Origin of the sequence: Mycolicibacterium peregrinum, from assembly GCF_001665625.1 — a bacterium.
GTDB classification, from domain to species: domain Bacteria; phylum Actinomycetota; class Actinomycetes; order Mycobacteriales; family Mycobacteriaceae; genus Mycobacterium; species Mycobacterium peregrinum_B.
Genome location: NZ_LZSY01000096.1, coordinates 26,333 through 41,996, shown reverse-complemented (window position 1 = coordinate 41,996; position 15,664 = coordinate 26,333). Strand labels below are relative to the sequence as shown.

10 protein-coding genes are annotated in these 15,664 nt (G+C 67.2%); 9 read left to right on the top strand and 1 reads right to left on the bottom strand.

Annotated elements, in window-relative coordinates; all coding sequences use genetic code 11:
- Positions 1-19: 19 nt before the first annotated feature.
- From A5779_RS13920 to A5779_RS13880, 9 genes are all read left to right on the top strand, one after another.
- Positions 20-397 carry a hypothetical protein gene (locus tag A5779_RS13920; RefSeq protein WP_064882781.1) on the top strand — a complete coding sequence of 126 codons (378 nt, stop codon included), beginning with the start codon at positions 20-22 and terminating at the stop codon, positions 395-397.
- 136 nt (positions 398-533) lie between these two features.
- Positions 534-1,529 carry an esterase family protein gene (locus tag A5779_RS13915; RefSeq protein ID WP_055118679.1) on the top strand — a complete coding sequence of 332 codons (996 nt, stop codon included), beginning with the start codon at positions 534-536 and terminating at the stop codon, positions 1,527-1,529.
- A gap of 176 nt (positions 1,530-1,705) precedes the next feature.
- On the top strand, positions 1,706-2,608 hold the full coding sequence (locus A5779_RS13910) for an alpha/beta hydrolase-fold protein (protein WP_064882779.1): 903 nt from the start codon (positions 1,706-1,708) through the stop codon (positions 2,606-2,608).
- Between the two features lie 75 nt (positions 2,609-2,683).
- Positions 2,684-3,130, top strand: coding sequence for a hypothetical protein (locus tag A5779_RS13905; RefSeq protein WP_064882834.1), 447 nt, complete (start codon positions 2,684-2,686; stop codon positions 3,128-3,130).
- A 42-nt stretch (positions 3,131-3,172) separates the two neighbouring features.
- Positions 3,173-4,186, top strand: coding sequence for a carboxylesterase Culp6 (culp6, locus tag A5779_RS13900; protein WP_064882777.1), 1,014 nt, complete (start codon positions 3,173-3,175; stop codon positions 4,184-4,186).
- 254 nt (positions 4,187-4,440) lie between these two features.
- Complete coding sequence (gene fadD32 / locus A5779_RS13895; RefSeq protein ID WP_064882775.1) at positions 4,441-6,330, top strand: long-chain-fatty-acid--AMP ligase FadD32; 1,890 nt, start codon at positions 4,441-4,443, stop codon at positions 6,328-6,330.
- A 62-nt stretch (positions 6,331-6,392) separates the two neighbouring features.
- Complete coding sequence (pks13, locus tag A5779_RS13890) at positions 6,393-11,831, top strand: polyketide synthase Pks13 (RefSeq protein WP_064882832.1); 5,439 nt, start codon at positions 6,393-6,395, stop codon at positions 11,829-11,831.
- Positions 11,828-13,381 carry an acyl-CoA carboxylase subunit beta gene (locus A5779_RS13885; RefSeq protein ID WP_055118670.1) on the top strand — a complete coding sequence of 518 codons (1,554 nt, stop codon included), beginning with the start codon at positions 11,828-11,830 and terminating at the stop codon, positions 13,379-13,381. The genes pks13 and A5779_RS13885 overlap by 4 nt, the downstream gene beginning before the upstream one ends.
- A gap of 85 nt (positions 13,382-13,466) precedes the next feature.
- On the top strand, positions 13,467-14,882 hold the full coding sequence (locus A5779_RS13880; RefSeq protein WP_064882774.1) for a phytoene desaturase family protein: 1,416 nt from the start codon (positions 13,467-13,469) through the stop codon (positions 14,880-14,882).
- Positions 14,883-15,027: 145 nt separating this feature from the next.
- On the opposite strand, the gene A5779_RS13875 is transcribed toward A5779_RS13880, so the two are convergent.
- Positions 15,028-15,636 carry a TetR/AcrR family transcriptional regulator gene (locus A5779_RS13875; protein ID WP_064882830.1) on the bottom strand — a complete coding sequence of 203 codons (609 nt, stop codon included), beginning with the start codon at positions 15,634-15,636 and terminating at the stop codon, positions 15,028-15,030.
- Positions 15,637-15,664 lie beyond the last annotated feature (28 nt).

Below are 15,664 nucleotides of genomic sequence, written 5' to 3'. Positions count from 1 at the left end.
TTGGGGTCGGCGCTTACCGATGGCCACGGCCCGTGCGTTCTCTCGCGAGACCTTCCTCACACCCGGGTTCCCGGGTCATCTGGCCGCCGACGAGCAGGTCGTCTGGACCGGGAACGCTGCGGAGGCGTTGACGATGTCGGCCGGGTCCGCGTCGAACATGTCGGTCTACCGCCCGGGCCGGCCCACCCGTGCCGCGTCGTTCCCGGCATTGCGCACCGTCGCCAGGACGCGCAACGACCCGATCAAGTGCAACAAGGACTTTCAGACTGCCCGCGGCAACGCGGGCGGGAGCAACGTGAGCTCTCATTTTCCCCCGGCGGGCAACCACGCCCGGCCGTACCGGGCCGCTCAACTGCGGGCCCTCCAACCAGACCTGATCGCGACCATCAACGGCTGAGGGGCGACCAGGGACGACAACTGCTGAAGAGAAGCATCACGCAATCGTGTGGTTGACTACACGGGCACGTGAGCCGCTTACGTCGGTCATTTATCGATGTGCGGAATACGAAGAAGAGATTCAGATAGGGAGCGGTATGAAGTTCGTTGGGAAGATGCGCGGCCTGTCGCGCCGGTTGACGGTTGCGGTCGCCGCAGCAGCCGTGCTGCCTGGCCTGGTTGGCGTCGTAGGCGGCTCGGCAACCGCTGGAGCCTGGTCTCGGCCCGGCCTACCGGTCGAGTATCTCGAAGTTCCGTCGGCAGCGATGGGACGTGACATCAAGGTCGAGTTCCAGAGCGGTGGCGCGGGTGCACCTGCGCTCTATCTGCTGGACGGTATGCGCGCTCGCGAAGACCAGAACGGGTGGGACATCGAACTGCCTACGTTCGAGTGGTTCCTGAACTCCGGCATCTCGGTTGTCATGCCGGTCGGCGGCCAGTCCAGCTTCTACAGCGACTGGTACAAGCCGGCCTGTGGCAGCAAGGACGGCGGCTGCAAGACCTACAAGTGGGAGACCTTCCTGACGCAGGAGCTCCCGGCGTGGCTGGCGGCCAACAAGGACGTGAAGTCGACCGGCAGCGCTGTGGTCGGTCTGTCGATGGCCGGTTCGTCGGCGCTGATGCTGTCGGCTCGGCACCCGGATCAGTTCATCTACGCCTCGTCCCTGTCGGGCACGTTGAACCCGTCCGAGGGCTGGTGGCCGATGCTGATCGGTATCTCGATGGGTGACGCCGGCGGCTACAAGGCCGACGACATGTGGGGCAAGACGGGTGACCCGGACAACGCCTGGAAGGCCAACGACCCGACCGAGAACGTCGCGACCCTGGCCAACAACGGCACCCGGCTCTGGGTGTACTGCGGTAACGGCAAGCCGGGCGAGCTCGGTGGCGCCGACATGCCCGCGAAGTTCCTCGAGGGCTTCGTGTGCCGCACGAACTCCACCTTCCAGGAGAAGTACATCGCGGCCGGCGGCAAGAACGCGGTGTTCAACTTCCCGCAGAGCGGTACGCACAACTGGGCCTACTGGGGCCAGCAGCTGCAGGCCATGAAGCCTGACCTGCAGCGCGTCCTGGGCGCTACCCCGACCGCCTGAGCGGACGATAGGTAGCGATCCAACGCACCTGACAACACGGAAGACGGCGGCGATCCCCACGGGGTCGCCGCCGTCAGCCGTTTCTGGGCCCCGGCTGTGGTTGCGATGTGGTTCACTACAACGCGGATTACGTGTGCGGGGGCACGCCGAACGACCGGCAGCGGGAGAGGTTGATGATGAGACGTGCGTTGAGTCTGATGCGGGCGATGCTGCTGGCGGTGGTGTTGGGAGCCGGCCTGTGGACAGCGTCGGCGACGACGAGCGCTCCGGCCCGGGCGGACGGTGTCGAGTACCTGATGGTCCCGTCGGCGGCCATGGGCCGTGACATTCCGGTGGCGTTCCAGGGCGGTGGCCCGCACGCGGTGATCCTGCTCGATGCGTTCAACGCGGCCCCCGATGTCAGCAATTGGGTCAACGCGGGTCATGCGATGTCGACCCTGGCCGGCCGCGGTATCTCGGTGGCGGCCCCGGCCGGTGGCGCGTTCAGCCTCTACACGAACTGGGAGCAGGACGGCAGCAAGCAGTGGGAGACCTTCCTCTCGGCCGAGCTGCCGGACTGGCTGGCCGCCAACAAGGGGCTGGCTCCGGGCGGGCACGGGGTCGTGGGCGCCTCGCAGGGCGGCACCGCCGCGCTGACGCTGGCTGCGTTCCACCCCGACCGGTACCGCTTCGCCGGATCGCTGTCGGGCTTCCTGACTCCGTCGGCCACCACTCTCAACGGCGCGATCACCGCGGGTATGGCCCAGTTCGGCGGGGTGGACAGCTACGGCATGTGGGGTGCCCCACAGCTGGGCCGCTGGAAGTGGCATGACCCCGACGTGCACGTGCAGTTGCTGGCCGATGCCAACACCCGGCTCTGGGTGTACAGCCCCGCCGCCCTGACATGCAGCGACCCGGCCGCCATGATCGGTGTCTGCGATCTGGCGCAGGGCAGCAACCGGTCCTTCTACCAGCACTACCGCTCGGTCGGCGGCAGCAACGGGCACTTCGACATGCCGGCCGGAGGCCAGCATGACTGGGGTAGCTGGGCGCCGCAGCTGGCGCAGATGTCGGGTGAGCTGGTCGCGACCATCAAGTAGCGGTTCGAGCGGGCCGCCGTGGTGACCAGAATCAGCTGCGCCGGGGCACTTTTCACCAGCCGGTACGGTGGAAGCGTGCAGCACACGGTACGGTCGGCCACCCTGGTGGCAGCGGTGTCCGCTGCGTCGTTGCTCACGGCGTGCGATGCGGGCGGCGACATCATGGCGCCGCTGGCCCTGCCGACGTCACAGGTCAACGGTGCGCAGCCGCAGGCGGTGTCCGCGCAACCTCAGCAGGGTCGTCCCGGTGAGCTGGACCTGACGTCGCAGCAGCACACGTATCTCGACAAGCTCAAGGACACGGGGATCAACCCGTCCAGTGAGCTGCTGGCGCTGTCGATCGGGTCGTACGTGTGCCAGGCTCACGCCGCCAAGCTGAACGACCAGGCGGTACGGGATTTCGTCCTGCCGTTGGTCCGTAGTGATGTCCGGGCTGCCCATACCTCGGAAAGCCCCACGTCCGGCGAGATCGATGCCGCCGCCACCGACTACATCCGTATCGCCACCGAACATCTCTGCTGACAAGCAGATCACCGCACCGCACGCGAGGAGCCCGAGTAACCCATGGCAAAAAATGCCGGCCGCCGGAAGCGGCACCGCATCCTGGCACTGATCGCCGCCGGGGCGATGGCACTCGTCGTGGTGCTGGTGGTGTCCATCGTGGTGATCTACCTGCGTCGCCCCGAGAGCCCGTCGGCGCCGCCGTCGGCCCAGCCGCCGGCCGGGGTTCCTGGACCGTCGACGACACGTAAGCCGCGCCCGGAGTTCCAGTCCGCCGACTGCCCCGACGTGATGCTGGTTTCGATCCCCGGCACCTGGGAGTCCTCGCCTCAGGACGACCCGTTCAACCCGACGCAGTTCCCGCTGTCGCTGATGAGCAATATCAGCCGGCCGATGTCCGAGCAGTTCGGGAAGGACCGGCTCGAGGTCTACACGGTGCCCTACACCGCGCAGTTCCATAACCCGTTCGCCGCAGACAAGCAGATGTCCTACAACGACAGCCGCGCCGAGGGGAAGCGCACCGCGGTCAAGGCGATGACGGACATGAACGACCGGTGCCCGCTGACCAGCTATGTGATCGCCGGGTTCTCGCAGGGCGCGGTGATCGGTGGGGACCTTGCCAGCGATATCGGCAACGGCCGTGGCCCGGTGGACGAGGATCTGGTGCTGGGCGCGACGTTGATCGCCGACGGGCGTCGCCAATTCGGCGTCGGGCAGGACATCGGTCCCAACCCGCCCGGCCAGGGAGCCGAGATCACGCTGCACGAGGTGCCGGTGCTGTCCGAGATGGGTCTGACCATGACGGGACCGCGGCAGGGCGGCTTCGGGGCGCTCAACGACCGGACCAATCAGATCTGCGGCAAGGGAGACCTGATCTGCTCGGCGCCGGAGGAGGCGTTCTCGATCTTCAACCTGCCCAAGACCCTGGAGACACTGACCGGCAGCGCGGCCGGCCCGGTGCACGCTCTGTACAACACCCCGCAGTTCTGGGTGGAGAACGGGGAGACCGCCACGCAGTGGACGTTGAGCTGGGCCAAGGGCCTGGTGGACAACGCGCCGCACCCCAAGCACGGTTGACACCGAACACGCCCGGACCGCGACTCGCGTGGCGGATTTGGCCGGGACCGTCACGGTCCCTTAACATTAAGAGAAAAATAAGAGCTTTGCGCGTGCGTGGTTGGTTGACTAGAGCCGTCAGCTGACTCGTAGGCGTGGTCGCCGCGCCCGGTACGATCGTCCGGGTTTGGGTACGTACGGCCGCCCGAGTGGCTGCAACGCACCTCCAGTGACGTGCGACAACGCGACGAGTACGGCTCTGACAGGAGAGTTATATGCCGTTCATCAATCCGTTCATCAAGGACGGTCAGATCAAGTTCCCTGACGGCGCCAGCATCGTCGAGCACGTCGAGCGTTGGGCCAGGGTTCGCAGCGACAAGCTGGCATACCGCTTCCTGGACTTCTCGACCGAGCGCGACGGTGTCGCCCGTGACCTGACGTGGGCGCAGTTCAGCGCCCGCAACAAGGCGGTGGCCGCCCGGCTTCAGCAGGTCACCCAACCCGGTGACCGCGTCGCCATCCTGTGCCCGCAGAACCTGGACTACCTCGTCGCCTTCTTCGGTGCCCTCTATGCCGGCCGCATCGCGGTGCCGCTGTTCGACCCGTCGGAGCCCGGCCACGTCGGCCGCCTGCACGCGGTGCTGGACGACTGCCATCCGGCGGCGGTCCTGACCACCACCGAGGCCGCCGAGGGTGTCCGCAAGTTCTTCCGCAGCCGACCGGCCAACCAGCGTCCCCGCGTCATCGCGGTGGACGCCGTGCCCGACGACGTCGCCGCCACCTGGGTCCACTTCGAGGACGTCGACGAGTCGACCATCGCCTACCTGCAGTACACCTCCGGCTCGACCCGGATCCCGACCGGTGTGCAGATCACCCACCTGAACATGGCCACCAACGTCGTGCAGATCGTCGAGGCGCTCGAAGGTGAGGAGGGCGACCGCGGACTGTCCTGGCTGCCGTTCTTCCACGACATGGGTCTGGTCACCGGTCTGATCGCCCCGATGATCGGCCACTACTTCACCTTCATGACCCCGGCCGCGTTCGTGCGCCGACCTGAACGCTGGATTCGTGAGATGGCACGCAAGGAAGGCGACACCGGCGGTGTCATCTCGGTGGCCCCGAACTTCGCGTTCGACCACGCCGCCGCGCGTGGTGTGCCCAAGGACGGGGAGCCGCTCGACCTCTCCAATGTCAAGGCCGTGCTCAACGGCAGCGAGCCGATCTCGGCGGCCACCGTGCGCCGGTTCAACGAGGCCTTCAGCCCGTTCGGGTTCCCGGCCAAGGCGATCAAGCCGTCCTACGGTCTGGCCGAAGCGACGTTGATGGTGTCGACCACGCCGTCCGCCGAAGAGCCGAAGATCATCTGTGTCGACCGCGACGAGCTCAACACCGGTCGGATCGTCGAGGTGGACGCAGACTCGCCCAAGGCGGTCGCCCAGGCCTCGGCAGGCAAGGTCGGCGTCTCCGAGTGGGCCGTCATCGTCGACGCCGAGAGTGCGACCGAGCTGCCCGACGGACAGGTCGGTGAGATCTGGATGAGCGGCCAGAACATGGGCACCGGCTACTGGGGTAAGCCCGAAGAGACCGTCCAGGTTTTCCAGAACACCCTCAAGTCGCGGACGAGCCCGTCCCACGCCGAGGGTGCCGACGACGACGCCACCTGGGTCCGCACCGGCGATTACGGCGCCTTCTACGACGGCGACCTCTACATCACCGGCCGCGTCAAGGACCTGGTGATCATCGACGGCCGCAACCACTACCCGCAGGACCTGGAGTACTCGGCGCAGGAGGCCAGCAAGGCGCTGCGCACCGGTTACGTCGCGGCCTTCTCGGTGCCGGCCAACCAGTTGCCCGACGAGGTGTTCGAGAACGCGCACGCCGGTCTGCACCGTGACGACGACGACAGCTCCGAGCAGCTGGTCATCGTCGCCGAGCGCGCTCCGGGCTCCCACAAGCTCGAAGTCGGCCCGATCACCGACGACATCCGGGCCGCGATCGCCGTGCGGCACGGTGTCACCGTGCGCGACGTGCTGCTGACCGCGGCCGGCGCCATCCCGCGTACCTCCAGCGGCAAGATCGGCCGTCGGGCCTGCCGCTCCGCGTACCTGGACGGCAGCCTGCGCAGCGGGAAGATCGCCAACGCGTTCCCCGACGAGACGGACTGACCGAACCTCTAAGCCAACGACACGTGGCCGACCAGCCCGTTCTGATGCAAGGTGACCTGAATATGGATGAAACACAAAGCAATTCGAATCTTCCAGAGGGCACCCAGCCCGCCGGGGCACCGGCGTCGCGCCCCGACCTGACCGTCGCGGAGATGCGCGAGTGGCTGCGCAAAGCGGTGGCCACCGCCACGAGTCAGTCGCCGGACGTGATCGACGAGACCACGCCGCTGATCGAGCTGGGCCTGTCCTCGCGCGACGCGGTGGCGATGGCCAGCGACATCGAGGACCTGACCGGGGTCACGCTGACGGCCACCGTGCTGTTCCGGCACCCGACCATCGAGTCGCTGGCGACGGTGATCATCGAGGGCGAGCCCGAGCCCCCGAGCACCGACGACGAGGACTGGTCGCGGGAACGCGATGTCGACGACATCGCGATTGTCGGCGTCGCCACCCGCTTCCCGGGCGACCTCAACACCCCTGACGAGATGTGGGACGCCCTGCTCGCCGGCAAGGACTGCATCACCGACCTGCCCGAGGGCCGCTGGGAAGAGTTCCTGGCCGAGCCGCGGATCGCCGAGCGCGTGGCCAAGGCCCGCACCCGGGGCGGCTACCTGTCGGACATCAAGGGATTCGACTCCGAGTTCTTCGCGCTGTCGAAGATGGAGGCCGACAACATCGACCCACAGCAGCGCATGGCGCTGGAGCTGACCTGGGAGGCCCTGGAGCACGCCCGGATCCCGGCGTCGAGTCTGCGCGGCACCAGTGTCGGTGTGTTCGTGGGCAACTCGACCAATGACTACCAGTTCCTGGCGGTCTCGGACCCGTCGGTGACCCACCCGTACGCCATCACCGGAACCGCGAGTTCGATCATCGCAAACCGGGTTTCGTACTTCTATGACTTCCGCGGCCCGTCGGTCGCCGTCGACACCGCATGCTCGAGCTCGCTGGTGGCAGCGCATCAGGGTGTGCAGGCGCTGCGTTCCGGTGAGGCCGACGTGGCCATCGTCGGTGGGGTCAACGCGTTGATCACCCCGATGGTGACGGTCGGCTTCGACGAGGTCGGTGGCGTGCTGGCGCCGGACGGCCGCATCAAGTCGTTCTCCTCGGACGCCGACGGCTATGCCCGCTCCGAAGGTGGCGGCATGCTGGTGCTCAAGCGGGTGTCCGACGCCCGCCGCGACGGCGACCAGATCCTGGCCGTCATCGCCGGTAGCGCGATCAACCACGACGGCCGGTCCAACGGGCTGCTCGCCCCGAATCCCGATGCGCAGGAAGCGGTTCTGCGTAAGGCCTACAAGAACGCCGGGATCAACCCGCGCAGCGTCGACTACATCGAGGCGCACGGCACCGGCACCATCCTGGGTGACCCGATCGAGGCCGACGCCCTGGGGCGCGTGGTCGGGCGCGGTCGCGACGCGGACAAGCCCGCGCTGCTGGGTGCGGTGAAATCCAATGTGGGTCACCTCGAGTCGGCGGCCGGTGCGGCAAGTCTGGCCAAGATGGCGCTGTCACTGGCCAACGACAAGCTGCCCCCGTCGATCAACTACGCCGGGCCCAATCCGTACATCGACTTCGACAAAGAGCACCTCAAGGTCAACGACACCGTCTCGGAGTGGCCGCGCTACAGCGGGCACGCCATCGCCGGTGTGTCGGGCTTCGGCTTCGGTGGCGCCAACGCGCACCTGGTGTTGCGCGAGGTCCTGCCATCGGATCTGGTCGAGCCGGAGCCGGAACCCGAAGCGGTCGAGGACAAGTCGGCCGCCGATGACGCCAACGCGACGTATGTCGGTGGCGTCCGGATGGATGAGTACGGCGAGTTCATCCACGACGAGGCTGAAGCTGACGAGTACCCGACGTACGACGAGGCCAACCATGAGCTGCCCGGCCTGACCGATGAGGCCAAGCGCCTGATCGAGGCGGCCCGCGAGGAGCTGGCCGCCGCCGACGCCGCCGAGCCGGTCAAGAAGGTTGTCCCGCTTGCCATCTCGGCCTTCCTGACCTCACGCAAGAAGGTCGCCGCCGCCGCGTTGGCGGACTGGATCGACAGCGAAGAGGGTCGGGCGTCGTCGCTCGAGTCCATCGGGCGCTCGCTGTCGCGCCGCAACCACGGCCGCTCGCGTGCCATCGTGCTGGCCCACGACCACGACGAGGCGGTCAAGGGGCTGCGGGCGGTCGCCGACGGGAAGCAGCATCCGAGTGTGATCTCGGCCGACGGCCCGGTCACCAACGGCCCGGTGTGGGTGCTCGCCGGTTTCGGCGCGCAGCACCGCAAGATGGGCAAAGAGCTGTACCTGCGCGAGCCGGTCTTCGCCGAGTGGATCGACAAGGTCGACGCCTACATCCAGGATGAACGCGGGTACTCGGTCGTCGAGCTGATCCTCGACGACGGGATCGACTACACGAACGAAACCTGCGAGTACCCCATCGAAGTGGTCCAGACGGTGATCTTCGCCATCCAGGTCGCGCTCGGTGAGTTCCTCAAGGCCCACGGTGCGAAACCCGGTGCAGTGGTGGGGCAGTCGCTCGGTGAGGCTGCCGCCGCATACTTCTCCGGCGGTTTGTCGCTGGCCGATGCCACCCGGACCATCTGCTCGCGCGCCCACCTGATGGGTGAGGGCGAGGCGATGTTGTTCGGCGAGTACATCCGCCTGATGGCGCTGGTCGAGTACTCGGCCGACGAGATCAAGACGGTGTTCGCCGACTACCCGGGTCTCGAGGTATGCGTTTACGCCGCCCCGACCCAGACCGTGATCGGCGGCCCGCCGGAGCAGATCGACGCGATCATCGCCCGTGCCGAAGCCGAGGGCAAGTTCGCCCGCAAGCTGCAGACCAAGGGCGCCAGCCACACCCAGCAGATGGACCCGCTGCTCGGCGAGCTGTCCGCTGAAATCCAGGGCATCGAACCCCACCCGCTGAGCACCGGCTACTTCTCGACGGTGCACGAGGGCAAGTTCATCCGGGCCGGTGCCGAGCCGATCCACGACGTGGAGTACTGGAAGAAGGGCCTGCGGCACAGCGTCTACTTCACCCACGGCATCCGCAACGCGGTGGACAACGGTCACACCACCTTCCTGGAGCTGGCCCCGAACCCGGTGGCGCTCATGCAGGTTGGGTTGACGACGGCTTCGGCCGGGCTGCACGACGCGCAGCTGATCGCGACCCTGGCCCGCAAGCAGGACGAGGTCACCTCGATGGTCACGGCCATGGCCCACCTGTTCGTCCACGGCCATGACCTGGACCTGCGGACCCTGTTCCCGCGCAAGTCCACCGGCCTGGCCGGCGCGCTGGACTTCGCCAACATCCCGCCGACCAAGTTCAAGCGCAAGCAGCACTGGCTGGACGCGCACTTCACCGGCGACAGCTCCACGGTGATGCCCGGCAACCACGTCGCCACACCCGACGGCAAGCATGTCTGGGAGTTCGTGTCGAAGGGCGCCGCTGACCTGGCTGCTCTGGTGAAAACCGCGGCCGCGCAGGTGCTTCCGGATGCCAAGCTGACCGCGTCGGAGCAGCGTGCGGTGCCCGCCGAGGGTTCCCGCCTGGTCACCACGCTGACCCGGCACCCGGGTGGTGCCTCGGTGCAGGTGCATGCCCGCATCGATGAATCGTTCACCTTGGTCTATGACGCGATCGTGACTCGTGGCGGTGCGGCGACCACGCTGCCGACCGCGGTGGGTGCCGGTGTTGTCGCCGAACAGGTTTCGGCCGCGCCGGCTCTGGCCGAGCCTGAGGTCGAGGATGATGCCGAGATCCTTCAGGACAACCTCACCAAGGGTGCCGGCATGGGCGCCGGGTTCGAGAAGTGGTCGCCGGAGTCGGGCGAGACCATCGCGCAGCGGCTCGGCGCCATCGTCGGCGGCGCCATGGGCTACGAGCCCGAGGATCTGCCGTGGGAGGTGCCGCTGATCGAGCTGGGCCTGGATTCCCTGATGGCGGTGCGGATCAAGAACCGGGTCGAGTACGACTTCGACCTGCCGCCGATCCAGCTGACCGCCGTGCGCGACGCCAACCTCTACAACGTCGAGGAGCTCATCAAGTACGCGATCGAGCACCGCGACGAGGTCGATCAGATCGCCGAATCCCAGAAGGGCAAGACGGCCGAGGAGATCGCGGCCGAGCAGTCCGAACTCCTTGGCGGTGCCTCGACGGTTGCCGAGCTCGAGGCCAAGCTGGCCGAGGCCGGACATCCGTTGAGCGAAAAGGACGAAGCAGTCACCGGGGTGGACCCCGTCGCCGAGGCCGCTGCCACCGAGGGCCTGGAGATCCCGCCGCCGCCGAGTGATCCGAGCGGACCGGCCGTCCCGGCTCCGCCGAGCGATCCGAGCGGACCGGCAGCCCCGGCGCCGTCGGGACCCAGCAAGGCCACCGCGGCTGCCGCGGCTGCCAAGGTGCTCACCCAGGAGGCCGTCACCGAGGCGCTCGGCGCCGACGTGCCCCCGCGTGACGCCGCGGAGCGGGTCACCTTCGCCACCTGGGCGATCGTCACCGGCAAGTCGCCGAGCGGCATCTTCAACGAGCTGCCCTTCGTCGATGTCGAGACCGCGACCAAGCTGTCCGAGCGGCTCTCCGAGCGCGCCGAGGGCACCGTCACCGTCGAACAGGTGCGTTCGGCCAAGACCATCGAAGAACTGTCGACGATCGTGCGCGATCAGCTCGAAGAGGGTGTGGTGGACGGATTCGTCCGTACGCTGCGGGCTCCCAAACAAGGAACCTCACACGTTCCATTGTTCGTGTTCCACCCGGCCGGTGGATCCACCGTCGTCTACGAACCGTTGATCAAGCGGCTGCCTGCCGATACCCCGATCTACGGCATCGAGCGGGTCGAGGGTGCGATCGAGGAGCGTGCCGCCGAGTACGTGCCCAAGCTGCTGGCGATGCACAACGGCCCGTTCATCCTGGCCGGCTGGTCGCTCGGTGGGGCGCTGGCCTACGCGTGTGCGATCGGTCTGAAGCAGGCCGGCGCCGATGTCCGGTTCGTCGGGCTGATCGACCTCGCGCTCCCTGGCGAGCCGATCGACCAGAGCAAGGAAGGCATGCGGGCCCGTTGGGACCGCTACGCCCTGTTCGCCCAGCGCACGTTCAATGTCGAGATCCCGGCGATTCCGTACGAGGAGCTGGAGCAGCTCGACGACGAGGGCCAGGTGAAGTTCGTCCTGGACGCGATCAAGGACAGCGGTGTGCAGATCCCCGGCGGGATCATCGAGCATCAGCGCACGTCGTACCTGGATCAGCGGGCTCTGGCCACCATCGAGGTCCAGCCCTACGACGGCCACGTCACGCTGTACCTCGCCGACCGGTACCACGATGACGCCATCGTCTTCGAGCCCGCGTACGCGACCCGCAAGCCCGACGGCGGCTGGGGCGAGTACGTCAAGGATCTCGAGGTGGTGCCCATCGGAGGCGAGCACATCCAGGCCATCGATGAGCCGTACATTGCCAAAGTCGGTGCTCACATGAGCGAGGCGATCAACCGTATCGAAGCCGAGAGCGAGAGCAAGTGACGAACAAGACCACGGCTGAACTCCTGGCCGAGCTCCGCGAGAAGCTGGAACTGGCCAAGGAGCCGGGCGACCCCAAAGCCATTGCGCGACGGGACAAGAAGGGCATCCCGAGCGCCCGTGCCCGCATCCACGCACTGCTCGATCCGGGCAGCTTCCTGGAGATCGGCGCGCTGGCCAAGACGCCGGGGGATCCCAACGCGCTCTTCGGCGACGGCGTGGTCACCGGGCACGGAACCATCAACGGCCGCCCGGTCGGCGTGTTCAGCCACGACCAGACGGTGTTCCAGGGTTCGGTCGGTGAGATGTTCGGCCGCAAGGTCGCCAAGCTCATGGAGTGGGTGGCCATGGTCGGCTGCCCGATCATCGGGATCAACGACTCCGCCGGCGCCCGCATCCAGGACGCGGCGACCTCGCTGGCCTGGTACGCCGAACTCGGCCGCCGGCACGAGATGCTGCGCGGTCTGGTCCCGGAGATCTCCATCATTCTGGGCAAATGCGCTGGCGGCGCGGTCTATTCGCCGATCCAGACCGATCTGCTGGTGGCGGTGCGCGACCAGGGCTACATGTTCATCACCGGCCCGGACGTGATCAAGGACGTCACCGGTGAAGATGTGACGTTCGACGAGCTCGGCGGCGCCGACGTCCAGGCTCAGCGCGGCAACATCCACAAGGTTGTCGAGGATGAGGCGGCCGCGTTCCAGTACGTGCGCGACTATCTTTCGTTCCTGCCCGCCAACCACTTCGACGATGCCCCGATCGTGAACCCGGGTCTGGAACCCGAGATCACGCCGCACGATCTGGAGCTGGATTCGATCGTGCCGGATTCCGACAACACCGCGTACGACATGCACGAGATCCTGCTGCGGATCTTCGACGACGGTGATGTCTTCGAGATCGCCGAGCAGCGTGGCCCGGCGATGATCACCGCGTTCGCGCGGGTGGACGGTCGGCCGGTCGGTGTGATCGCCAACCAGCCGATGTTCCTGTCCGGCGTGGTGGATACGGACGCCTCCGACAAGGCCGCGAGCTTCATCCGGTTCTGCGACTCCTTCAACCTGCCTTTGGTTTTCGTGGTCGACACCCCGGGCGCCATGCCGGGTGTGCAGCAGGAGAAGGACGGCATCATCAAGCGTGGCGGCCGGTTCTTCAACGCGATCGTCGAGGCCGACGTGCCGAAGGTGACCATCGTCGTCCGCAAGGCCTACGGCGGCGGGTACGCGGTGATGGGCTCCAAGCAGCTCTCGGCAGACCTGAACTTCGCCTGGCCGACCGCGCGTATCGCGGTGATCGGCGCCGAAGGCGCAGCGCAGCTGTTGGTGAAGCGATTCCCGGATCCGACCGCGCCCGAGGTGCAGAAGATCCGCGCCGACTTCATCGAGGGTTACAACCTCAACCTGGCCACGCCGTGGATTGCGGCCGAGCGCGGATACATCGACGGTGTGATCCAGCCGCACGAGACCAGGCTGCTGCTCCGCAAGTCCCTGCACCTGTTGCGGGACAAGCAGAACATGCCCAAGGTTCAGCGCAAGCACGGCCTGACCCCGATCTAACCTTCTTTTCCAGTGTAGGTACCCCTGAACTACGGTTTAGGGGTACCTACGCGTCTGTTCGGTGAAAGGCAGGAGGGCACCACGCATGACTACCGCGCTTGTGGTCGGCGCCGGGCCCAACGGTCTCGCGGCCGCCATCACCCTGGCGAAGGCCGGACTGGACGTCACCGTGCTGGAGGCCGCCGATGAGATCGGCGGTGGGGTACGTTCCGGCGAGGGCGAGATCGCGGGCCTGGTTCACGACCACTGCTCGGCGATCCACCCGATGGCGGTCGGCTCGGCCTTCCTGAGCGGTCTCGGGCTGGAACGCCATGGACTGCACTGGAAATGGCCTGAGATCGATTGCGCGCATCCTCTCGACGACGGTGACGCCGGCCTGCTGTATCGCGGTATCGACGACACCGCAGCGGCTCTCGGGTCGGACGGCCGCCGCTGGCGCCGGGCCTTCGGTGGGCCGTCGGCGAACTTCGACCTCCTGTCGCAGGACATCATGGGGCCGCTGTTGCGGGTGCCCAGGCATCCGGTGGCCTTGGCCCGGTTCGGTGCGCCCACCCTGCTCCCGGCGTCGGCATTCGCCCGGCTCTTCCGTACCGAACGGGCCCGGGCTCTGTTCGGTGGCGTTGCGGCACATACCTTCCGGCCCCTGCACTATCCGCTGACGTCTGCCATCGGCCTCGGTATCATCACGGCCGGGCACCGGCACGGTTGGCCGGTGGCGCAGGGCGGTTCGCAAGCCATCACCGATGCGATGGCTGCGGTGCTCGCGGAGCTCGGTGTCAAGGTGGAAACCGGCGTCCGCGTCACGTCGGCAGCGCAGCTCCCACCGGCCGAGGTGACGATGTTCGACCTTGCGCCGACGGCCGTCGTCGACATCCTGGGGGACCGGCTGCCACGGCGGGTCGCCCAGGGTCTGGGTGGATTCCGTTACGGTCCAGGTGCATTCAAGGTCGACTTCGCGGTCCAGGGCCCGGTGCCGTGGACGAATCCCGCGGTCAACGATGCCGGAACGGTACATCTGGGTGGCAGCTTCGCCGAGGTTGCGGCGACGGAGCGGGCGATCCACGCCGGCCGGATGCCGCAGCGACCGTTTGTGCTCGTCGGACAGCAGTATGTGGCCGATCCCGGCCGCTCGGTCGGCGACATCAATCCGGTGTATTCGTATGCCCATGTGCCACACGGCTATACCGGTGATGCGACCGAGGCGATCATCGGTCAGTTCGAGCGGTTCGCCCCCGGGTTTCGCGACCGGATCGTCGGGACGTCGGTGCGGTCGACGACGGAGATGTCGGTGTACAACGCCAACTACGTCGGCGGTGACATCTGTACGGGTGCCAAGGACATCCGGCAGTTGATGTTCGGCCCCCGTACTACGCTGCAGCCGTACCGAATTGGTGTCCCCGGCATGTACCTGTGCTCGGCGGCCACCCCGCCGGGGCCCGGGGCGCACGGTATGTGCGGCGCGAACGCGGCCGCGGTCGCCCTGGCCGCTCTCCCGCGGTGACACCGTTCAGGTTTGCGACAGGCCGCCGGCGCACAGCCTTACTCACAAGCGTGTAATTCGAAAACGCGGCTCTTGAAAAGCTGTGATGCCCAGGCTGCCGAAAACTATCCACAAGTTGTCCACAGGGCACTTGTGTTCGCTGTAATCAATTCCGCAGGCCTGCGATGAAGATCTCGAGTAGCCGGTTCACGGTTGCTTCGAAGTCGGTGACCATGGCGTTGCGCCCGGCCGAGTCCGGCGTCGCCCAGGCCCACGCGGTACCGGTAAAGGCGTGGACGGCGGCCGTCAGGGATCGGAGCTGTTCGTCGGACAACGGAAGTGACTGCTGCAGCGCCGAGCCGAGTCGCCGCTGTGCGGCTTCGCCCTGAGTCGTCAGGGTGCGGAAGCCCTCCGGGTCGAGTCGATTGATGAGCACGGGTGAGGCCGCGATGAGATCGCACAGCACCGGGTGGGCTGCCAGTGTGCGGGCCAGTGCCGCCGCGGGAGCTGACCGACCGAGTTCGTCGGCCAGGGCCTCGATCCAGGTCAGATGTTCGTCGTACATCACCCGCAGCAGCAGCGCCTCGCGTGACCCGAAGTACCGCAGGATGCCCGACTTCGCGAGTCCGGCTGCTGCGGCCACGTCGCCCAATGCCAGTGTGGCCGCACCGGTTTCCTCCAGGCATCGCCGCGTTGCGGTCAACACGTGGGACGACCGGTCCTGACGTTGCGCCTCGCTGCGTGCGCGGGTGAACGGCGGGGAGGGTTCCGGCATTCCGCAATAATAGAACATCGTTCTGTTA